A 20,684-nucleotide genomic window follows, 5' to 3' on the forward strand; every position below is an offset into this window, starting at 1 on the left:
GCTGGAACGTCAGGTGAATTCGCCCGAAGGTTCCTGAAAAGAGATCACCCTTCGCATGCGACGGACTGTTGCGAAGGGTGATCTCGCTTAACCCATCTGACCGCCAAAGAGTCGCCGGGCGGCGGGCGTCGATAAAATATCCATGCCCAAGGGGTGTTCACCTCAGGCTTGCAGATGCGCTTCCAGGAACCAGAGGTGTTTGTCCATCTCTCTCGAGATCTCAATCATCAAGTCCGCCGTATCTTGCTCTTCATATTTTAGCGCTTCATCGATCGCTGCGCGCGTCGAAGCGGCGAACTGTGCATAGCGTTCGGCAAGCGCCGCCACCACAGCCTTGCCCTCAAGCACCTCTTCAGGGAATTCCGGCAAGCGCGATTGTGCAGCCGCCATGCGCGCCGTTCCTCTGGCGTAACCGCCGAGCGCCGTTGCGCGTTCAGCAATCTCATCAACAAAGCCGAGCACACTGCTCGCCAACGAATCGAACAATTCATGAAGCTGGATAAAATGCATCCCTTTGACATTCCAGTGAGCTTGTTTGGTCTGGCTGTACAGGTCAAAGGCGTCAGCAAGCTGCTGGTTGAGCAGTTCGATCATGGCGCTTCGGACATGATGAGGAATGTCGTTGCGCGTAAGGAGTTCGGTGGTCGTCATAATCATCTTCTCCTTTCAGAAATCACGACGGATAGTTGAACGGATCATCCTTTCGACACTACTTGCCTCACTTTGTACAAGCCAGGCTATACAACCACACTCATCATTGTAATGCGGCATCTCCATCGACGCAAACCTAAACTCGGAATCCTTCCTCGAATGGATATTTCATGCAACAGATGTGCACCCACGCCGACCGCTCGCTCCGCTGTCCACGAGGCGTCCTTCCATCAGCCGCAGCACTCGGTCGGCGTGAGAAAGCGCCAGTTCATTGTGGTCAAGAATCAACACAATTCGATCTGCCAGAGCAACATCCAATGCTTTCCAAACGCGCGCAGCCGTATCTGCGTCTAAATACGTGGTGGCTTCATCTAGAATCACGATCGGGGCATTTTTTAGCAGCATACGTGCGATGGCAAGTCGTTGGCGTTCGCCCCCGCTCAGATGGAGGCCATGCTCGCCCACCAGGGTGTCATATCCTTGGGGCAGCCCGGCGATAAACTCATGCACCTGTGCATGACGGCATGCCTCGATCAATTCCTCCTCACCGGCCTCTGGATTGGCCACAAGCAAATTATCTCGAATTGTGGCGTGGAAAAAGTAGGGGGCCTGGGGTGCAATTGCGATACAGGTGCGTACATCATCGGCGGCGTATGCGCGTATATCTTGTCCATCAAGCAAAATGCTACCGGAGTCGGCCTCCCAAAACCGCAAGAGCAGCGCCGCCAGCGTTGACTTTCCCGCCCCGCTGGCGCCGGTGATTGCCAGTCGCTCTCCCCGATGCAATTCAAAGCTGAGACCGTTGAACACAGGCGGCTCCGCTGTAACAGCGGAGGAAGGGTAGTGAAAATAGAGGTTGCGCACGCTCAGCGTATGCCCTTGCGGCGGCGGCAAGGGCTGTATCGGGTCAAGGATGTTGGGCGAGGCGTCAATCAGGTCGAAAACGCGCTCTGCCGCAGCGCGGCTCGTTTCCAGCGCCTGAACTGCATGGCTGAGCGGTTGCACCGCTTCGGAGGCGGCGATGGCGCTTAAGGGCAGTAAGGCCAGATAAACGCCATCCAGAGCGCCTTCGTTGACCATGGCGGCTGCAAACAACAGGATGAAGAAGCTGACCAGACCGGTGAAAAGTGCGCTCAGACCATTGGCTGCAGCTCTGGACATCGCCAGTCGTTCCTGAGCGCGATGAAATTGGGCGCTCTGCGCAAGCAGGGCGTTTCGCTGCCTGTCCGCTTGTCCAAACCCCATCAACTCCGCCATCCCCTGGATGCTGTCGACGAGCAGCATGTTGAGTGCGTTGCGCTTTTCGATTTGTTCACTTGCCGCCTGGCGGCTCATCCATTGCGTCAAGCCGGGCAGTGCAACGCCGGTGAGAAGCATATACAGGACAAAAATAAATGCAAGCGTTGGAGTAAAAATCCCTAGCATTGCACACATCCCCGCCGTCACCAACAGGGCCGTGAAAGGCGGGATCACTACACGGACGTAAAAATTTTCCAGTGTTTCAATATCGGCTCCGATGCGCGTGAAGAGATCTCCGCTGTGTGTTTGTAGCAAGCGCGCAGGGGCTAATGGCTCAAGGGAGCGATAAAACCAAACGCGCAGCTCCGTCAAAATTCGGAAAGCGGTCAAATGAGTGAGATAACGCTCGCCATATCGAAATGCTGCGCGCGCGAAAGCAAAAAAGCGCACTCCTGCAATGGCAAGAGAGAGCTGCGTCACGTCCATTGCCACAGCAGCTTTGGCAATGAGATAAGCTGAGACGGCTGTCAGGCCGACATTTGACCCAATGGTGGCAAAACTTAAAAGCGCGCTGGCGACGACCCACCAACGAAAAGGCTTCGCCAGCCGCAACAAGCGCTCGAGGATGATGCGCAAGGAGAAACGCCGTGGAGAAAGCTTTTCTACGGCAACGCCAGCCAGGGGTGCGTTTCGCTCATGAGAATGAAGTGAGTTCCGAAGATCGAATTGCATTCACACCCCCTTTGAAATGAGTGGCTCGGCCATCTTTGAGCAGAATCACGTCGTCGGCGGTGTTCACGATTCCTTCTCTGTGCGCAACCAAGAGAACCGTTCGCCCCTGCATCAGCCGCTCCAACGCCTCAAGGACAAGGTGCTCATTTTGAGGATCAAGATGAGCCGTCGGTTCATCTAAAAGAAGAAAAGGGGCGTCTTTCAAAAAAGCGCGAGCCAACGCCAATCGCTGGCGCTGCCCCGCGCTCAATCGCACGCCTTGCTCGCCGATCCGCGTGGCGTATCCGTCCGGCAGCGCTGCAATGAATTCATGCGCATTGGCCGCCTGCGCAGCGGCGACGATCTCTTCATCCGATGCTGTAGGCCGGGCAAGACGCAGGTTGTCGAGCACGGCGCCCTGAAACAGATAGGACGACTGTCCAACCCACGCCACTTGTGCGCGCCATGCATCTATGGGGATGTGCGCCAGGGGGACGTCGCCGATCCGGATTTCTCCTTGTTGCGGATCAAGGAAACGCAACAACAGATGCAATATAGTGCTTTTCCCGGCGCCGCTGGCGCCGATCAGCGCAGTGCGGCGATGAGGCAGAATCGTAAAGGTACAGTCTTGCAACACCGGTTGTTCTCTTGCGGCATATGCGTATGAAACATGCACAAAATGAATTGGCGCAGGAAGCGTGAGGAGGTCGCATCCAAGGCTCTGAGGCTTCGACGCTGCTTTCAGAAGATGCGCATTTGTCGTCGGCGCAGGGGTGGGCTGAAGCTGACCGACCGGGGTTGCAAGAACAGCATGGATGCGCTCCAGGGCGGCTTTCCCCGCCGAGCCTGCATGGTAACGAAGGGCAAACGTGCGCAACGGAGAGAAAAACTCCGGCGTCAGCAGCAAGACGGTGAGCGCAGGCGCCAATGCAAGATGGCCGGCCATCAGCCGATAGCTCACCTCCAAGGCGACGAGGGCGGTCGCAGCCGTCGACGCCCATTCCATCACCAGAGAGGTCTGAAAAGCGGTCGCCAACACTTTCATGGTGGTTGCGCTGTAATGCGCGCTGATTTGCCGAATCGTTTCCGCCTGTTCTTTGCTGCGACCGAAAAGTTTGAGCGTCGTCAACCCTTGCAGCATATCCAGGAAAAATGCGCTCATCCAGCTTAATTCGAGGAAACGTTGTTCGGTCAACGCTTTGGCGCGAGCTCCGATCAACGCCAACATCAAAATCAACATCGGTGCAGCGACGACGAGGACGAGCGACGTCCAGGGATCGAGAAGAAAAACCACCAGCAATGTGAAGAGAGGAGAAAGAACTGCAAGGATGCGGGCAGGCCAGTATTGACTGATGTACGCGTCGAGCGCCTCAACACCCTCAGAAGCTACAGCAATAAAGTCTCCAGTTCGTTCGTTCTGAAGCGGGATCGGGCCCAGCCGGAATAAATGCTCGATCAAGCGTTGTCGCAACGCTTGTTTGGCGCGGTTTGCGCTGCGCTGTCCCACGATGGTTTCCATCAACAGCGCAGCTGCCCGCACGCCCATCGCCGCCAGCATCCAGCCGAAGAGGGAGGCTGTCTCCGCTAACGTTTGGCCTTGTAAAAATACGCTTTCGATGATGAGACTGAAGAGCCATGCCTGCGCCACCAGCATGGCGCCGGCTGTAAAACCAAAGAAAATCGCTATCGAAAGCAACCGGCGGGCGCCGGCATCAGTAGCCGCCGGGTTCAAGTTTGACGCGCCCGCGGAAAACATAATATACGCCGATCGTGTAGAGCAAGACGAAAGGCATCCCGATGAAAGCCATCACCAGCATCACGGTCAACGTGTTCGGCTGCGACGCAGCGTTAAAAATCGTGAGATTATAACGAGGATCCAGCGATGAGATCAACAAATTGGGATACAATCCGACTGCAGCCGAAGCCAGGAGGCTGGCGATCATGATGGATGACAGGAGAAAAGCAATAAAATCATGCTCACGACGCACCATCACCCAAGCCAAGGTTGCCGCCAGCAACGCGGTGGCCGGTAGGATTGCCAGCCAGGGATGAGACCAATAGCGAGTGCTCACGGCCTCGCGCAGATACGCAGTCATGCCGACCACGAGTGTATTCAACACAAAAAAGATCAGCATCAAGCGTAGAACCCACCGCTTGACGCGAGCAAGCAGTTCTCCAGAAGCTTTCATGCTCAAATATATGGCGCCATGCGTAGCCAGCATGAACACGGTGGTGACGCCGACCAGCAATGCATACGGCGTAAGCAGATCGTTCAGCCGGGCATGAACAAAACCATCGGCGTCAATGGGCAGGCCTTCCAGGATGTTGCCAAATGCGATGCCCAAAAGCAACGCAATTCCAAGCGACGAACCGAAGAAGACCCAATCCCAGAAGGTGCGCCAGCGCGGCGATGAACGCTTGCTGCGAAACTCGATAGCAACTGTGCGCAAAATCAATACGAGCAACACCAGCATCATCGCCAAATATAGACCTGAAAAGAGCGCTGCATATACAATCGGAAAAGCAGCAAACAATGCGCCGCCGCCCAGCACAAGCCAGACCTCATTGCCATCCCACACCGGACCGATGCTATTTAGCGAGACGCGGCGTTCTTCGTCATTCCTGGCCACGAACGGATGCAAAATCCCAACGCCCAGGTCAAAACCGTCCATAATTAGATAGCCGGCGATGATAAAAACAAATAAGATAAACCAAACAACATTGAGCCACATGTTCTCCCCTCCTAGGCGCGTGCGCGTCGACGAAAGATTTCACGGAATGTGTCCGGCAATGTTTGAACAGGACGCTCTTCCATCTCTTCCAGCGGTTCTGGGCCTTTTTGAATTTTTTCATTCAGCAAATAGATGAAGAGAACAAACAAAATTGCATACACAAGAACGAACATGATATTGGAGAGGAGCACCTGATGCGTCTGCAAGACAGGCGAGCCGGCCTCTTCTGTGCGCAAGAGTCCCCAGACGATCCAGGGCTGGCGTCCAAATTCAGCAACCCACCACCCGATAATAGAGGAGGCGACGGCGAGAAAGACGCTGAGCACCAACAAGCTCAACACCAATCGATTGGTCCACAGGCGTTGCCCCCAAAAATAAAAGAAAGTCGCTAATAGCCCAATTCCGATAAAGACAAGACCCAGGTTGACCATAGCATGATAAGATTGAAAGGTAATCTGAAGGGGCGGCCACATTTCTCGCGGAAAAGAATTTAAACCCTGCACAGTGGCGTTAAAATCGCCATGGGCGAGGAAGCTGAGCAGACAGGGAATTTGGATGCCATAAGTCTTCTGATTGGCGACATCCAACCATCCCACCACGGTCATCGGCGCACAAGCGACGTCATTCCAGATGCCTTCCATAGCCGCCAATTTCACCGGCTGATGGATCGTCACATTTTCCGCCTGACGAGCGCCAAAGAAGATAACCTGAAAAATAGAAAACACGACAAACACAGGCAATGCAAGCCGAATCATCGACTTCCCTAGCTCTTCGTGGCGCTTGCGCAAAAGAAACCATGCACCGACGCTCAAGACAAGGGCGGAGCCGGTCATCCAGGACGCAACAAATGTGTGCAAGATGCGCGGGATAAAAGATGGCGTAAAGACAACCGAGGCAAAATCGGTCATGAATGCTTGCAGCCCAAACTGCGTCTCCTGCAATACATATCCGGCTGGAGTCTGCATCCAGGAATTGGCCATCACGATCCAGAAGGCGCTAAAGTGAGCGCCGAGCGCCACCAGAAAGGTGGCGAGAAGCCAGAGCCGCGGCCCAAGCCGATTGCCGCCAAAAAGCATCAGACCTAAAAACCCGCCCTCCAGAAAAAAAGCAAAAATGCCTTCCGCCGCCAACAAACTGCCAAAGACATTGCCAACGAAGCGCGAATAGATCGGCCAGTTGGTGCCAAAGGCGAATTCCTGCACAATGCCAGTGGCCACCCCCATAGCAAAAATGAGACCATAAATTTTCACCCAGAAAAAAGAAAGGCGACGCCATTTGGCGTCGCGCGTGCGGATATATTGAATTCCCATGAGAACCAACAAAATTCCAAGCCCAATGGAAAGCGGCGGATAGATGAAATGAAAGCTGACGGTCAGTCCAAACTGAATGCGTGAAAGCGTGAGCGGATCCATAGGTGTGCCTCCTTAACCGGCGTCGCTGTAGAGTGTTCATGGAGATCTCACAGCGACTGCGCTCCAGCTTTACAAAAGTTTCATCGAATGGATATTTCTGATGAGGAATCTACGCGCACGGCAAAGTTTACACCTTCCCATCGATTGACCTTGAGCCAGTAAAACGTAAAGAAGATCGTCGACCCGGCAGGCAAGGTGCCGGTGGGCAGGTCAGCTACATGCACGCCCAGCCCGGTGTCTCGCGTTGCTGTGTCATGAATGGTGCGCCAGTCATCAGTGCTCCAGTGGACATTGGCCGGCGCTAACACTTCGAGACGCAATGTTTTGCCGGTGGGTATGATACGCGTCTTGTGATTAAAACGCCAGATCGCGAAAGGAGTGTCTTGACGATTCATGATATAACGAGCTACGGGCTGCGGAGGCGTGTCAAACACGCGATTGTCGCGTAGGGATCGGCATAATTTTATATATTCGGCGTGCGCCCACACCAACGGCATGGCTGAACCGGAGGGCCGCCCACAAAAAAGTTCGCGCGCCGGGATATCAGGCGCGTCCCAAATCTGCTCAGGAATCAACTTGCCTTCGTTCGCAAATGACTCTAACGCAAGGAGAAGGCGTTGAGCCTCATCGAGACGTCCCGCCGCCAGCTCATAGTGAGCGCGCTCCCCGGTCAAGAGAGGCCAAGCGCGACCGATCCCCTCGCCATCAAAAGGGGAGCCATCTTCATGCTCGCCGTAACCATCGCCGTTATAGCGGCGCCAAGCGGGACCGCTGGGCGTTTCCACTTTAAGCAATGCGTCGATCACCTTCACGGTGTTGACGATTCGCGGATCATCCGGCGCTCGCAAGCCAAAGCGCACAAGGGCGAGCGCATCGGGGCTGACAAGATGAACAGCAGGCGCACTGTTCTCTCCAGGTGGACGATTTTTGATCGGAACGTATCCGGCGCTTGGTGAAGCCGCTTCAGCCTCGTCGGGCGGCGCAATACGAACATAATATCCATCCACGCCGACCTGTTGCGCAAGGTCTGTGCCGGTTACATATGTCCAGCGTTCAATATTGGCGTTCCATGCATCCGCTGCTTCGCGCAGATAAGCGGCCATGGCAGGTTCTTGGTTCAATTCGGCAAGATCAGCTGCTGCCAACAGTGCAGCGATCTCAACCGCAAGCGTAAACGGAGAATAGCCTGGGTCTTCTTCCCATCGATCTTGTTGGGTGACGGGGCCATTTCGCACCAAAAAACTTGCAGCGCGGAACACCATCGGCCAAAAACGTCGGATCTCATCGGCGCCGAGCACGCCCTCGCGCCGCACAATGTCCACAAGCAAAATGGGGAAAGCCGTCTCATCCATCTGCACGCCACTCCAATAGGGCGTGCCGTCAAGCCACATGTTTTGCGGCCAGTGACCATCAGCCTCTTGAGTTGCTTGCAGGTACGCAAGCACGAGCCGCACATCCAGGGTTGCTCCACAGGCAAGCAAGCCTCCCGCCGTTTCAACTAAATCCCGCGGCCAGACGAGGTGATAGCCGCCTAAGTCATCATCCCCTTTGGCGCTGCCCCAAGGAATCGAAAGGCTGGCAATAACGCCTCCACGAAGGCGGACGTCTTCATGCGTGCGTAAGACTGCTGCGCTCACTCGGTACAAATCCGGCGCGATGGACGACGTTCTTTCTAAAGGCAAGAGCGCTGTTTGCCAGTCTTGCCACTCTCGAATATATACGACCTTCGCCGCTTCGAAGCCATCCTGTAGACTCTGGAGCGCGCGCTGACCGGCCTCTGCCGAGTTGCCGCCAAAGCCCAACGCTAGCACCCATTCTCCATTGCCGCTCTGCAAATCGATTTCGCCGGTGAGCGCCACGTTGCCGTTTTCTGCGCGTAGGTAGCTCCAAGTCATCTGTTTATGACGCATAAGATCTTGCCAGCCGTCTGAGAATCCTACATAGCCGACGGAGCGCTTCAGCCACGGTGCAGAGCAAGCCAATGCAAGCGCCAGGTTCTCCCGTTGTGCAAATAACATCGGCACGCCCTTGTAATCGCCCACCCAGGCGGTGTTGTTCGCACCCCGATTGCCCAGATGCGGCGCAAGCAGCACATAAAGATGATAATCGCTCAACACACCTTGCAAGGGGGTGAAACGCATGAACTGCAAAACGACGTCTCGTTGCGGGTCGGCCAGGATTTCTTTTTCAATGCGGTAGCGTCCCTGAATACAGGTGTTCACTAATCGATAAGCAGGTGCGCCTTCGGCCAGATACGCGACTTGAGAACGCGCATGTCGTTTCTCTTCCGAGAAAAACATGCGCCCGTCCGTTACGATCAGGCCCAGATCGCGGATGCAGGCTTGATCCACGCGCGGGTAATAAACCTCGTTCAAGATACCATGGCTGAGTGTAAACCAAACACGACTTGCCGGACCCAGCGCCGTGCCAACCCCCACTTTTGCGCTTGACGTCCAACGCGGCGAAATACCCGGTGCGCCAGGCGGATTGGCGGCATTTGGATTCATCAAGTTGTCCATTCGATCACCGTCTTAATTTCATCTGAAGGTTGTTGCTTTAAAGCTGTCGTCACATCCGAATAGGCATAGCGATGTGTAATCAGCCGCTCCACGTGATCACCCCAACGTAGATGAGCGTGCATTAAGTCATCCACCGCCATTTGAAAGTGATCGCGGCTGGCGTTGACGCTCCCGATCATCACCTGATTGTTCAACACCAACCGGCGGATTAGTTCCGCCCCAGCGATCTGCAATGGACGGTCGCCGCCGGGAATTCCCGTCAACACGCACACGCCATTCGGAGCGAGCGCATCCAATAGATTGAAAGCAAGGCTTGGAACGCCGGTGGCTTCCAAGATGAGATCCATCGGACCGATGATTTGATTGACTTTTTCGGGGGAGACCTGACGCCCATCGATATACGACCCGCCAATGTGAACGAGCCACTGAGGTCGCGCACTTCCTTCATCAACAATGTCCAACCCAAAGACCTCGGCGCCGCGCAGGCGCAACGCTAACCCCGCCAGCAAACCGATCGGGCCCAGCCCGGCAACGAGACAACGGCGACCGTACAGCCAGTCAGGATGGGCCGGAGCGTCCGGCAGACGCGCCATCTGAAGGCGCACGACTTCGTCGATAGCCTTTTCGGCAACCGAAAGCGGCTCTGTTAATACGCCGACTGCAGCCAATTCAGGGGGAAGACGAACGATGTATTGCTCTTTATCCACGACATATTCGGCCTGGTAGCCATCCAATCCCCAAATGCCGCGCTCCAGATAGTCGCCTGTCAGGCACATATCCGATCGGTTCATGGAACATGGCAGACACTTTGTACAGCCTCGACGCACTGTAAAAACCACGTAGTCGCCGGGTTTCACTCTTGTCACCGCCTGACCGATCTGCACTACTTGCCCGAACATCTCATGGCCGATAATCAATTCTGTTTGCCCTATTGGCGCGCGCGCCCGACCGCCAGCCGCCTCTTCACGATCGGTGCCGCAAATCCCTACGCGCAAGATGCGCACCTTGATTTCATCCGACGTCGTAACAGTTGGCTCAGGGCGCTCGACCAGATGCACCGTGGTCGTCCCTGGAATCAAAGCAATCGCTTTCATGAGCTCTTTTTGTCTCCGTTTGTGCTTAGAATCCTGCCACTCACCGCCAAACCGATGACGATCCCTACAACGCCGAAAATTGTCACAGCATCCTCCCCCCACTGTTTGGCCAACCAACCCCCGCCGGCCGCGCCAACGACCCCGGCTAAAGCGCTGCTGGCGTTGAAGATGCCGATCCCATTCCCTTCGCCCGTTGGAGAAAGCTGCGCGGCTAGAGCGGTTCCGGACACACTCAAGAGCGACCAAGCCAAAACAACCACCAGAAAGCCCAAAATGGCAAGCACCCCTTGAGCGGGGAAATGGCCGACCCCTAACAGAAACAGTCCCAGGAACGCCAATCCGCGCATCCCAAGCCCGGCCTGCAACACGCGCATCGGGCCAAAACGCTCCGCCCAGCGCCCTGCCGGAGCATATAAGGCCAGGCCTGCTGCAGCGGCGACCGCAAAGCCTATCGACGATGTTCCTGAGCCAACGCCGTACACTTGTTGCATCAACACCGGATAAAGGGAAAAGAACGCCGCCGCACCGGCAAAACTGAAAAACCATAGCACAAGAAAGATAAAGAAAGACGAGTTCAGGGAGTGCGTCATCTGCTGCAAAGCCTTCAAAGTCGGAAGGTGGTAAAAATGTTGTGGAGAGCCGGCAGCCCAGTGAGCATGACGCGCTGGCTGCAATAAGAGAGGCCGAGAGAATGGCAAATTTGTCGGAGTGCGAACAGACCAGCCAGGGGCAAGCCCCAGCGCAGTCAATGCAGCGGCGATCAGCAATCCAACGCTTAGCCCGACCTGGCTCAACGCCCCTGCCAACAATAAACCGCCCACCTGTCCGGCTCCGTAGTATGTCTGCAACCAGCCGATGCGGGCGTCCCATTCAGACCGCGGATGCGCTTCAACGATGAACAAGTTTGCGACCGTCGCCACCGCCGCCGCCCCGGTTCCTTGCATAAATGCGAGAACTAGCCAGAAAGCTAAGGAAGAGGTGAACGGGAAAAGCGCCAGCGCTATGGCGGTCACCAGTAACCCGCCCAACATCAACCCGCGATGCAAACGATAGCGGTCGGCGAAATTGCCCCACACCGGAGCCGTCAATCCGCCTAGATTGAACGCCGCCATCACGGCTCCCACGACGGCGACGTTCCCATTGCGGCTCACCAAAAGGGGTAACAGGATTGGCGCCATCCCTGCCATCGTCGCACCGAGCAGGGCGTAGGAAAGATACCACCGCTCCACCCACCTGCGCCACGATGCGGTCATCTTCTCATCCTGCCCTGCTACAGCGTACATATCTCTTTTGACCGTGATTCATTCACGTTATCGATGCGAGCGACACGAAAATTATACATAAACCATTGCGTCCATTCACAATGTATTCGCGACGAGCGCCGGCCAGCTCATGTCGCCTCACAATGCACACGAAAGACCAGTTCAGTGGGGAAGTCGAAACGCTCGACCCGCCAGTTGCGCCCGGCGAGAAGGGCGTCCATCGTCGCCGCATAGTGAGCGACCATCCCCTTGTCTCGTCCACCGAGACTTTGCGCCGGGAAGGAAATCACCCACACCGACGCACGCACTTCGTCAAGTAATCTCGCCGGCGCTGCAGGGTCGAGCTGCGCCAGACAGGGCACCATCTTGAGCAACAGCGCTGCGTCCACCGGCCCAACCGGCGGTGCGCCGGCCAGCAAGTTCCACACAAAGGCCTGGCCGCGCCGCCCCTGCCGCGCCAGCCACCAGTCAAGAAACGCCATCTGCTCTCGGTCGATGTCGCATGCGAAGTAAGCCGTCTCCGTCGGCAACCCCATCCACGGCAGCGCCAGCGGGTTCACACCGCAGCCTAAATCGAGCACGCTGCGCAAAGGCGACAACCCGGCGAAGAGGGTTCGGTAAAAGTCGACCAGGAAGGGGAGACGCTCGCGCATGGAATGATGGGTTCGCAGGATCGACTGCAGCTGCGCCTTCAGCGCAGGCTCGTCCTCGGCAGCCTCGATAGCGGTGCGCCAGCGCGCATAGCGAGGCGGGGCCTGCCAGTAGGAGGCTGCGCTCTGGTGCAATCGGTTCTTGACCTCTTTGATCGCCTCTTTGACGCGCCTGCCTTTGCGCAACTCCTGCTCGGCGAGGCTCGCCACCAGCGCCGGATCGAGCGCAGCGTACTTGGGGCTCGCCAACACCGCCTGCACGACGCTCTCCACCACCGCTGCGTCCGGCTGTTGTGCATCGCCGGACAAAGCAACGCTCCGTCGTTCACCCATCGCGCAACATCTCCATCAGCCGCGCCATGAAACGCAAGTTGTGGATCGTAGCCAGCCGCTGAAAGGTCGCCTCGTTGGCGCGATACAGATGGCGCAGATACCCCCGGCTGTAGCGGCGACAGGTCAGGCAGTCGCAGCGCTCGTCCACCGGCCGCGGGTCTTTGATGTACTTGTCGTCCGTGATGTAGAGGAAGCGGAACCACGAAGACCCGAAATGAGATGAGGGGGGCGTCGTCTGGCCGGCGAAGGTGTACAGGCGGCCGCGGCGGGCGTCGCGCGTGGGCAAGGCGCTGTCAAAGGTTTGATAGCCCAACCTGGCCGCCGCAACAACGTTCAGAGGGTGGCCGACGCCCAGCCCATGCAGAGGGAAATGCGCCGGAATGAGTCGCCTCGTCAGCTCCAGCATTTCCTGCAGCAGATTGCCCTCGCTGTCGAGCGGCCAGCCGCCATAGCCGTAGCCATCGAAGCCGATCTCCAGCAGCGCCTCCGCGCAGCGCGTGCGCAGCGCCTCCGACGCGCCGCCCTGCACGACGGCGAACAGCAAAGGTTGATGCGCCAACTTTTTCTTTTGCGCAAGAAGTTTATCGAACTCCGCCCGGCAGCGCTTCGCCCAGGCGATGGTGCGTTGCACCGACCGCTCCTGCACCTCCGGCGGATCGTCGGGGTGCGTGCAGTCGTCCAGGCACATGACAATGTCGGCGCCGTAGCTGAGCTGGAGCTGGATGCACTTTTCCGGCGTCAGATGAATCTTGCGGTTCATGCCTTCGGGCTGCACGACGATGCCGTCGTCGGTGAGCGCGCCCAGCCGCGGCTGCTCTCGGATGAGCGAATAAGCCTGAAAACCGCCGGAATCGGTGAGGATCGGTCGTGACCAGCCGCTCATGGCATGGAGGCCGCCCAACGCCTGGATGGTGGACGTCCCCGGCTGCTGCATGAGGTGAAAGGTGTTCATCACCAGCGCATCGACGCCCACCGCCTCGAGGTCGGCGCTGTCCACTGCGCGCACGACGGCGAGCGTGGCGTCGGGCAGGAAAGCGGGCAACGGCAGGGCGCCATGAGGCAACTCGAGGACGGCGCAGGCGTCACCACTCACCTTTCAACACCCGCCGCAGGTTGCGCTCGCTCTCGCGTTTGGCGATCGTCTCGCGCTTGTCGTGAAGCTGCTTGCCGCGCGCCAGGCCGATCTCGACCTTGGCGAGGCCGCGCTCGTTGATGTATATGCGCAGCGGCACGATCGTGTAGCCGCGTCGCGTCGCTGCGCCGTAAAGCTCCTGGATTTCGCGCCGCTTCAACAACAGCTTGCGGTCGCGGCGCTCTTCGTGGTTGAAGCGATTGCCCTGTTCGTATTGGGCGATGTGCACGTTGATCAGCCAGGCCTCGCCGTTTTTGATGAGCACAAAGCCTTCTTGCAGGCTGACCCTACCGGCGCGCACCGACTTGATCTCGGTGCCTGTCAGGACGATGCCTGCTTCGTAGGTTTTCTCGATGAAATATTCATGCCGCGCCTTGCGATTGGTCGCCACGGTGCGCGGCCCGTGCATGGCTTCTTTGACTTTCGCCACAGAGCATCCTTGATCTTGTTTTTTTACGATTATTGCACCGGCAGCGGCTCCAGTTCGCCGCCCAGCAGTTCAATGGCTTTTTCGAGCTGCGGATCGCGCTGCGACTCTCGATCCGCATCCGTCACTTCCACCTTCACGTCCGGCTCCAGGCCAGAGCCATCGATGCTGCGATCGTCCGGCGTGTACCAGCGCGCAATCGTCACACGCAGGATCGAACCGTCGCTCAACGTCTGGGGAAGCTGGACGCTGCCCTTGCCGAAGGTGGTGGCGCCGACGATCTGGCCGCGCCCATGCGCCTGAACGGCGCCGGCGACAATTTCACTGGCGCTGGCGCTGCTCTCGTTGACCAGCACGACCATCGGCAAGTCCACGGTGACCGGATCGCCTTCTGTCTTGTAGATCTGCTCGCGACCGTCGGCGAAGCGTTCGATGAGCACCGTTTCGCCTTTCGGCAGGAAAACATTGGCGACCTCGATCGCCTGTCGCAGCAGTCCGCCCGGATTGCCGCGCAGGTCAAAAATCAGGGCGGAAGGCTTGTCTTTCAAAGCCGCTGTTACAGCATCGCGCACCAGCTTGCCGGCGTTTTCGTTGAAGCTGTTGAGGCGGATATAGGCGATGTCGCCGGCGACGACTTTCGATTCAATCGTCGGAATTTCGATGCGATCGCGCACGACTTCGACGTCGAAGGGCTTTTCCTCCCCCATGCGCACGATGGTGAGAACGACGGTGGTGCCCTTCGGCCCGCGAATCTTTTCGACCGCAGAGGTCAAGTCGGTGCCGACGATCGACTCGCCGTCCACGTGGGTGATGAGGTCGTCGCGCCGGATGCCCGCCTTCCATGCCGGCTGGTTTTCAAAAGGCTCAACAACGCGCACCGTGTTGAAGTTCGGATCCCAGTCAACGCGCGCGCCGATGCCTTCAAAGCTGCCCTGCAGGTTGGTGCGGAAAAAATTCGCCTCATCCGGCGTCATGAAGGCGGTGTTCGGATCGTTCAGGCGGCTCAGCACCCCGCGAATGGCGGCGTAGGTGGCTTCCTTGGGATCGGGCAGCTCCCCGTAATAATCGCGGTAGAGCACATCCATTGCCTCCCAGAAGAGGGAAAACTCCGCCCGCAATGCAGCCGCCGGCCCGTCGTCTTGCCCGGCGGCGACAGGCGCACCTCCCCACCTTCCGGCTGCAAAACCGACGCCCACCCCACCTAGAAACAAGGCTACGGCAACGATGATCGACAGGCAGGTGATCAACAAAGGCCGGCTGGCGCTGGAGACCTGGACGATGCCAGGGCGATTCTCTCGTTCGGGTTCAAACATGCGCGTTCACCTTGAAATTCTAAGAGACGACCACCGACGTCAGGAAGGCTCAGATCCCCAACCCGCTCCTGACAATCTATGGTTGCCATTGTACCATAGAAGGTTCTCCAAATGATGGCGGTTGCCTTCCAAAACTACACTTTGCCAAGTGCGCCTGCTTTGGCTATGATGAAAAATATTTGGCCATTCATCCATCAACGCCATCCATGCGACGCCAGGACTTATCCACCTTCCAGGAGCAGCCATTATGAGCACAACCGCCGTCACGCGCCGTCTGACCGAATGGTTCGAGGCGCTGAACCTCAGCATCCAACCGGTCGATCCGCCTCCTGTTGGCGCGACGATTTACAGGCTTGTCGATCTTTTCACGACGATCGGCGGTTCGTGGGACGTCACCGGCGGCCGCTATGCGATTCCGCAATGGGCGAAGGAAGCCTACGCCAACCCGGCCATGATGATGGAGCTGCAAAAGACCAACCATCTCTATGCAGCGGTGCTCGACGCCAACGGCGCCATGATCGGTCAACAGGTCATCCGCTTCACCAATCGCTACGACCCCTCTTTTGTGGACCGGCGTCTGACCTCCGACAGCACCGGCTGGGCCACCTACACACTTTTTCCCAGCAGCGTCTATCGGCCTCAGAACGGCGAGCAAGGGCCATGGTGCTGGGCGCCGGAAGGTGTGGCGGATGTGTTGTGCGGCGGCGGCCTTCCTGAAGATGGACAGACGATTTCGATCTTTGCGGTGTGGCGACAGACGACAGTCGGCGCGGAAGAGCCCCCTGCACCCGAGCCGCCGACGCCCGAACCGCCCGGCCCTCCGACCCCTCCCTTCGAGCGTCGGCTGGGACGCTGGGTGGGTCCGATGAACCTAACGATTAAGTCGATCGCCGAGCGCCCCGACCATCCGACGCCGGGGCCGGACGGCCTCGTCTATCTGATCAAGGACGTCTTCACCACGCGCGACAGCAGTTGGGAGCCTTCCGACGTGTACGGGAGCATCGACCCATGGGCGCGCGAGGCCTATCTGAAGCCGGTGGGCGATCCAGAATATTTCGACGACGCCGGCGCCGACCATCATCTCTTCTCGCTGGTGCTGGACGTTCACGGCAACAAAATCAAAAATCAGGAGCTGCTCTATTGGTCGGACGGTTTTGACAAGCTCGGCGACCCCACCTACGACGGCTACGCGCGCGGCCCGGGCGATCATCGCTACCCGGTCACCAAGGAGCGCTCCGGCTGGGGCAACATCGTCATGTTCGGCTCCAGCTACGTGCCGGAGCGGGGCGAGCAGGGCCCCTGGTGCTGGACGCCGCGCGGCCTTCCGGCGGAGGTGATGTGCGGCGGCGGCATGCCGGCCAATAAACACATCTCCATCTTCGTTGTGTGGCAGGCGGTGCGCGTGGAGCAGCCGCCGGTCGAGCCTGGCCCAGAGCCGCCGCAGCCGCCTTCGCCTGGCGACTATACCATCTACCTTCCCTTTGTCTCCGGTGGGGCGCAATCGTCGCCGGGGCCGCAGGCTGCAGCCGCCCCCTCCGCGGATGCAACGCCTCCCGCCCCTTCTTCCGCCGTGGTGGAGCTGATTCGAGCCGCCGCGTGGAGCCGCGTCGGCGTGGAGCTGCGTCCTGGCTCCGCCCTGGCCGACTATGCGCGCCGCGTTGGGCTGGGAATGCCGGTCACTGCGGAGTTCATCGTCGCCGGCCATCGCGCCCAGGGCTTCATGGGCGGCCTCGTCTTTGCGCCGGTCAATGACCCGCAGCGCGTGACGCACGTGAGTTGGTGAATCGATTGTTTCACTCTTCAGTGAAAGTTAAAGGGGAGATCCGTGAGTTCCATTTTGATCGAAAACGGCGCCGTGCTCACCCTGAATGACGCCGGCGAACTTTACGAGCCAGGCTACGTTTCCATTGAAGGAGATCGCATTGTCGCCATCGGTGCGGGCGCCGCGCCGGAAAGGCTGCGCCGCGCCGCCGCAGAGCGCATCGACGCAACCCTCATGGCGGTCATGCCCGGCATGGTCAACGCCCACACGCACCTCTTTCAGACGTTTTTACGCGGGCTGGCCGACGACAAACCGCTGCTGGAGTGGCTGGCAGCCGCCATCTGGCCCACCGCGCAGGCGCTGACCGAGGAGGAAGCCTATGTCGCCGCCAAGCTGGGGCTGGTGGAGAACATCCGCGGGGGCGCCACCGCCGTGATCGACCATCACTACATCCACACCGACCCGCGCAACGACGACGGCGTCTGTCGCGCCGCCGAGGAGATCGGCGTGCGCTTCCTGCTGGCGCGCGGCTGGACCGACATGGGCTATCATCCCGCCTTTATGGAGACGCCCGACCAGATCATGGCGGAGATGGAGCGGCTCTATGCAACCTGGCACGGTCGCCAGGACGGCCGCATCCGCGTCGAGTTTGCGCCGCTGATTCCCTGGGGGTGCTCCGACGAGACGATGCGTCGCACCTACGCTCAGGCCAAGGCCTGGGGCGTCGGCTGCATGATCCACATCGCCGAGACGCGCAAAGAGGTCGAAATGAACCTGGAGCAGCGCGGGATGCGCCACGTCGAATGGTTGGCGCACCTTGGCGTGCTCGGCCCCGACGTGCAGCTCGTGCACAGCGTCTGGCTCGACGACCATGAACTCGACCTGTTGGAGCAATATGGCGGCGTCGTGGTGCACTGCCCCGTCGCCAACATGTACCTGGCTTCGGGCATGGCGCGCGTACCGGAGATGCGTCGCCGCGGCATCGTTGTGGCCTTGGCGACCGACGGCCCGGGCAGCAACAACAGCCAGGACATGCTGGAGGTGCTGAAGACTGCAGCCCTCTCCGGCAAGGTGAGCACGCTCGACGCCATGGCGCTGCTGCCGGAGGACGTGCTCTGGATGGCCTGTCGCGGGGGTGCGCACGCCTTCGGTCAGCCGCACTGGATCGGATCACTGGAAGTGGGGAAGAAGGCGGATGTCGTGCTGGTGGACCTGGACACCCCCTTCGCCATGCCGGTGCATCGCGTCGCTTCGGCGCTGGTCTACAACCTCAACAGCGGCAGCGTGGACACCGTCATCGTCGATGGGAAGGTGTTGATGCGCAACAAGCAGGTGCTTGTAGTGGATGAGAAGGCGCTGTTGGCGGAGGCGCGAGCCGTCTGTAAACGGCTCTTCAAGCGGGCAGGAATTCTATCGTGATAATGTGACGGCCTGCCCCCAGGATCAAATCAGAAATTGCGCAGTCGGATAAAGTTTTTTCTCATGGAGCCGACCTTTCAGAAAATTCGGAGCGTCCTGGAGGGGGATGCTGTGCAACCCATATTATCAGATATAACGAAGCTGGTTGCACATCTCATCCGCAGAAACGGTGTCGAGCAAATTCAACAGCTTGCGAACGACAACGAAATCGTCGGGACGCCGTTTTACGATAATGATCCCGAAATGAAGGCGCTGTTCAGCGAAGTATTGCTGATGAAGCAACTCAAAATCGATGCGATTGTGCGTCACCATAGCGCGGCGCTGCTCAACAGCAAAGGCAAGCTGCTCCTCATCGGCGAGTCGCAACCGTCCTGCATCACGCACGGTTAACACATCAAAGCCACGGGACCTTAGATTCGCAGCGATTTCAACAGAAACATCTTCGTCAAAATAAAGCCGCATATACAATGAATGGAGCGCGGCGTCAATCTGCTCAGTCATCGACCGGCACTCGATTAGCGGCAATGTAGCGCTCGATCTCGTCGCGGTGATCGTCGTAGTAACTCAGCGCAGCGAAAACCTGAGCGAGGCGGAGATGAGGCAATTTCCGCACAATCGTTTCTGGCGAGTCCCCAAACTTCCAGTGTTCGACAATTGCGCGCACCGGTGTGCGAGTCCCTCGAACAATCGGTTCATTATGTAAAATTCTTGGATCGCGGGTGATGTATACTGGTTCAGGCTCCTCCATCGTCGCCGCAACCTGTTCCACCAGCAAGCTCCGCAGCCGACGCAGCTGCTCATCCAGCCTATTCAGCTCCTCCACGATTGCAGTCCTATCGATAGAGCTCATCATTGTCAACTCAGTCTCTAAAATTAGCACTCTGCAGGCAATGAGTTTCAAAATTGATCCTAGGCAATTATTATAGTATGCAAAGCAATGGTCAAACAATCTTTCATTTTCCCCTCCTTTGAAGTTGGAGCAAAAACGAGCTTGCAATTTAAAGAATAGAAAGCCAGAACGTTATATGTCGAAACCCATCATCGCCGTCACCATCGGCCGGGCGCATTATACGCGTATCTTTTCCGAGGCGGCGTGGCGCGCCTTGGATGCGTTCGCCGAGGTCATCCATCACCCCAAGGAGGAGCCGGCGAATAAAGCCGACTTGCTGGCGCTCTTGCCGCCCGCCGACGCCTGCATCACAGGGTGGGACGTCGCTCCGATCGACGCCGACGTGCTCGCCGCAGCGCCAAAGCTGCGCGCCATCGCCCACACCGGCGGCAGCGTGAAACGCTTCGTCAGCGAGGCGGTGTGGGCGCGCAATATCCATGTGACGAGCGCCGCGCCCGCCCTGGCGCAGGATGTGGCCGAGACCACGCTCGGCTTGATCATCGTGAGCGTCAAGCGCATCCTGCCGTTGAGCCAGCATGTGCGCGAGGGCGGCTGGCGTGAGCATCCGGCCTGGCCCGCGCGGGAGGTGCACAGCAGCGTGATCGGCATTGTCGGCGCCAGCAACGTCGGACGCCGCGTGATCGAGCTGTTGCGCCCTTTCCACGCCTCCATCTTGCTCTACGATCCTTATGTCAATGAAACGGAGGCCGCCCGCCTGGGTGTGACAAAAGTCGAGCTTGCGGAGCTGGCGCGCCGCGCCGACGTCATTTCCTTGCATGCGCCTGCGCTGCCCTCCACCCGCCACATGATCGACCGCTCCCTGCTGCACCTGATGAAGGATGACGCCGTGCTTATCAACACGGCGCGCGGCGCGCTGATCGACGAGGAGGCGTTGGTCGAAGAGCTTGCCAAAGGGCGCTTCTTCGCCTTCCTCGACGTCACCGACCCGGAGCCGCCCGCCCCAGACAGCCCCCTGCGCCGGCTGCCCAACGTCGTCGTGACGCCCCATCTCGCCGGTTGCATCACGGACTGCACGCACCTCGGCGAGATGGCGGTCGAAGAGCTGCGCCGCTTTTTCGCCGGCGAGCCGCCGCTCAATCGCATCACGCCCGATCAGTTCGGACGAATCGGGTAGTGCT

17 protein-coding genes are annotated in these 20,684 nt (G+C 58.5%); 3 read left to right on the forward strand and 14 right to left on the reverse strand.

Going from position 1 to position 20,684, the window contains the following annotated elements; genetic code table 11:
• Nucleotides 1-162: 162 nt before the first annotated feature.
• The 12 genes from dps to Q0367_RS12595 all read right to left on the reverse strand — a co-directional run bounded on the left by dps (nt 163) and on the right by Q0367_RS12595 (nt 15,475).
• Nucleotides 163-651, reverse strand: a complete 489-nt coding sequence (gene dps / locus Q0367_RS12540) for a DNA starvation/stationary phase protection protein Dps (RefSeq protein WP_297631516.1) — start codon at nt 649-651, stop codon at nt 163-165.
• A gap of 168 nt (nt 652-819) precedes the next feature.
• Complete coding sequence (gene cydC / locus Q0367_RS12545) at nt 820-2,622, reverse strand: thiol reductant ABC exporter subunit CydC (protein WP_297631519.1); 1,803 nt, start codon at nt 2,620-2,622, stop codon at nt 820-822.
• The gene (gene cydD / locus Q0367_RS12550) at nt 2,585-4,333 is read right to left on the reverse strand and encodes a thiol reductant ABC exporter subunit CydD (RefSeq protein ID WP_297631522.1); all 1,749 of its coding nucleotides are present in this window, start codon (nt 4,331-4,333) and stop codon (nt 2,585-2,587) included. The genes cydC and cydD overlap by 38 nt, the downstream gene beginning before the upstream one ends.
• Nucleotides 4,314-5,333, reverse strand: a complete 1,020-nt coding sequence (gene cydB, locus Q0367_RS12555; protein ID WP_297631525.1) for a cytochrome d ubiquinol oxidase subunit II — start codon at nt 5,331-5,333, stop codon at nt 4,314-4,316. The genes cydD and cydB overlap by 20 nt, the downstream gene beginning before the upstream one ends.
• Before the next feature lie 11 nt (nt 5,334-5,344).
• Complete coding sequence (locus Q0367_RS12560; RefSeq protein ID WP_297631528.1) at nt 5,345-6,745, reverse strand: cytochrome ubiquinol oxidase subunit I; 1,401 nt, start codon at nt 6,743-6,745, stop codon at nt 5,345-5,347.
• An 80-nt stretch (nt 6,746-6,825) separates the two neighbouring features.
• Nucleotides 6,826-9,264, reverse strand: a complete 2,439-nt coding sequence (locus Q0367_RS12565; RefSeq protein ID WP_298982613.1) for a glucan 1,4-alpha-glucosidase — start codon at nt 9,262-9,264, stop codon at nt 6,826-6,828.
• On the reverse strand, nt 9,252-10,358 hold the full coding sequence (locus tag Q0367_RS12570; protein ID WP_297631534.1) for a glucose 1-dehydrogenase: 1,107 nt from the start codon (nt 10,356-10,358) through the stop codon (nt 9,252-9,254). Before Q0367_RS12570 ends, Q0367_RS12565 begins: the two co-directional genes overlap by 13 nt.
• Nucleotides 10,355-11,611 (reverse strand): MFS transporter, encoded by a 1,257-nt coding sequence (locus tag Q0367_RS12575; protein WP_297631537.1) that lies wholly within the window; start codon nt 11,609-11,611, stop codon nt 10,355-10,357. The genes Q0367_RS12570 and Q0367_RS12575 overlap by 4 nt, the downstream gene beginning before the upstream one ends.
• A gap of 137 nt (nt 11,612-11,748) precedes the next feature.
• On the reverse strand, nt 11,749-12,603 hold the full coding sequence (locus tag Q0367_RS12580) for a hypothetical protein (protein ID WP_297631540.1): 855 nt from the start codon (nt 12,601-12,603) through the stop codon (nt 11,749-11,751).
• Entirely contained in the window at nt 12,596-13,696 is a 1,101-nt protein-coding gene (gene tgt, locus Q0367_RS12585) for a tRNA guanosine(34) transglycosylase Tgt (protein WP_297631543.1), read from the reverse strand. The genes Q0367_RS12580 and tgt overlap by 8 nt, the downstream gene beginning before the upstream one ends.
• Nucleotides 13,686-14,144, reverse strand: coding sequence for an SsrA-binding protein SmpB (gene smpB / locus Q0367_RS12590; protein WP_297632984.1), 459 nt, complete (start codon nt 14,142-14,144; stop codon nt 13,686-13,688). Before smpB ends, tgt begins: the two co-directional genes overlap by 11 nt.
• Nucleotides 14,145-14,194: 50 nt before the next feature.
• Nucleotides 14,195-15,475 carry a S41 family peptidase gene (locus Q0367_RS12595; RefSeq protein WP_298982616.1) on the reverse strand — a complete coding sequence of 427 codons (1,281 nt, stop codon included), beginning with the start codon at nt 15,473-15,475 and terminating at the stop codon, nt 14,195-14,197.
• A gap of 247 nt (nt 15,476-15,722) precedes the next feature.
• Between Q0367_RS12595 and Q0367_RS12600 the strand changes: the two genes are divergently transcribed.
• Nucleotides 15,723-17,258, forward strand: coding sequence for a hypothetical protein (locus tag Q0367_RS12600; protein ID WP_298982618.1), 1,536 nt, complete (start codon nt 15,723-15,725; stop codon nt 17,256-17,258).
• A gap of 42 nt (nt 17,259-17,300) precedes the next feature.
• Nucleotides 17,301-18,656 (forward strand): amidohydrolase, encoded by a 1,356-nt coding sequence (locus tag Q0367_RS12605; RefSeq protein ID WP_298982620.1) that lies wholly within the window; start codon nt 17,301-17,303, stop codon nt 18,654-18,656.
• A gap of 126 nt (nt 18,657-18,782) precedes the next feature.
• Here the strand turns inward: Q0367_RS12605 and Q0367_RS12610 are convergent, their stop codons facing one another.
• Both Q0367_RS12610 and Q0367_RS21115 read right to left on the reverse strand, forming a co-directional pair.
• A complete protein-coding gene (locus Q0367_RS12610) occupies nt 18,783-19,157 on the reverse strand; it encodes a DUF5615 family PIN-like protein (RefSeq protein WP_297631552.1) in 375 nt (124 codons plus the stop codon).
• Nucleotides 19,150-19,404: a DUF433 domain-containing protein gene (locus Q0367_RS21115; protein ID WP_363325868.1), complete on the reverse strand. Its 255-nt coding sequence runs from the start codon at nt 19,402-19,404 to the stop codon at nt 19,150-19,152. The genes Q0367_RS12610 and Q0367_RS21115 overlap by 8 nt, the downstream gene beginning before the upstream one ends.
• A 277-nt stretch (nt 19,405-19,681) precedes the next feature.
• Between Q0367_RS21115 and Q0367_RS12620 the strand changes: the two genes are divergently transcribed.
• Nucleotides 19,682-20,680, forward strand: coding sequence for a hydroxyacid dehydrogenase (locus Q0367_RS12620; protein ID WP_297631556.1), 999 nt, complete (start codon nt 19,682-19,684; stop codon nt 20,678-20,680).
• The last annotated feature ends 4 nt before the right edge of the window (nt 20,681-20,684 follow it).

It is taken from the genome of uncultured Caldilinea sp. (assembly GCF_937128415.1).
Lineage (GTDB): Bacteria > Chloroflexota > Anaerolineae > Caldilineales > Caldilineaceae > Caldilinea.

Excerpts from the sequence above, each read along its gene's own strand:
- dps (WP_297631516.1), bottom strand. The coding sequence starts at position 651 with ATGACGACCACCGAACTCCTTACGCGCAACGACATTCCTCATCATGTC.
- cydC (WP_297631519.1), bottom strand. The coding sequence starts at position 2,622 with ATGCAATTCGATCTTCGGAACTCACTTCATTCTCATGAGCGAAACGCA.
- cydB (WP_297631525.1), bottom strand. The coding sequence starts at position 5,333 with ATGTGGCTCAATGTTGTTTGGTTTATCTTATTTGTTTTTATCATCGCC.
- Q0367_RS12560 (WP_297631528.1), bottom strand. The coding sequence starts at position 6,745 with ATGGATCCGCTCACGCTTTCACGCATTCAGTTTGGACTGACCGTCAGC.
- Q0367_RS12565 (WP_298982613.1), bottom strand. The coding sequence starts at position 9,264 with ATGGACAACTTGATGAATCCAAATGCCGCCAATCCGCCTGGCGCACCG.
- Q0367_RS12570 (WP_297631534.1), bottom strand. The coding sequence starts at position 10,358 with ATGAAAGCGATTGCTTTGATTCCAGGGACGACCACGGTGCATCTGGTC.
- Q0367_RS12575 (WP_297631537.1), bottom strand. The coding sequence starts at position 11,611 with ATGACCGCATCGTGGCGCAGGTGGGTGGAGCGGTGGTATCTTTCCTAC.
- Q0367_RS12580 (WP_297631540.1), bottom strand. The coding sequence starts at position 12,603 with ATGGGTGAACGACGGAGCGTTGCTTTGTCCGGCGATGCACAACAGCCG.
- smpB (WP_297632984.1), bottom strand. The coding sequence starts at position 14,144 with ATGCACGGGCCGCGCACCGTGGCGACCAATCGCAAGGCGCGGCATGAA.
- Q0367_RS12595 (WP_298982616.1), bottom strand. The coding sequence starts at position 15,475 with ATGTTTGAACCCGAACGAGAGAATCGCCCTGGCATCGTCCAGGTCTCC.
- Q0367_RS12600 (WP_298982618.1), top strand. The coding sequence starts at position 15,723 with ATGAGCACAACCGCCGTCACGCGCCGTCTGACCGAATGGTTCGAGGCG.
- Q0367_RS12610 (WP_297631552.1), bottom strand. The coding sequence starts at position 19,157 with ATGACTGAGCAGATTGACGCCGCGCTCCATTCATTGTATATGCGGCTT.
- Q0367_RS21115 (WP_363325868.1), bottom strand. The coding sequence starts at position 19,404 with ATGGAGGAGCCTGAACCAGTATACATCACCCGCGATCCAAGAATTTTA.
- Q0367_RS12620 (WP_297631556.1), top strand. The coding sequence starts at position 19,682 with ATGTCGAAACCCATCATCGCCGTCACCATCGGCCGGGCGCATTATACG.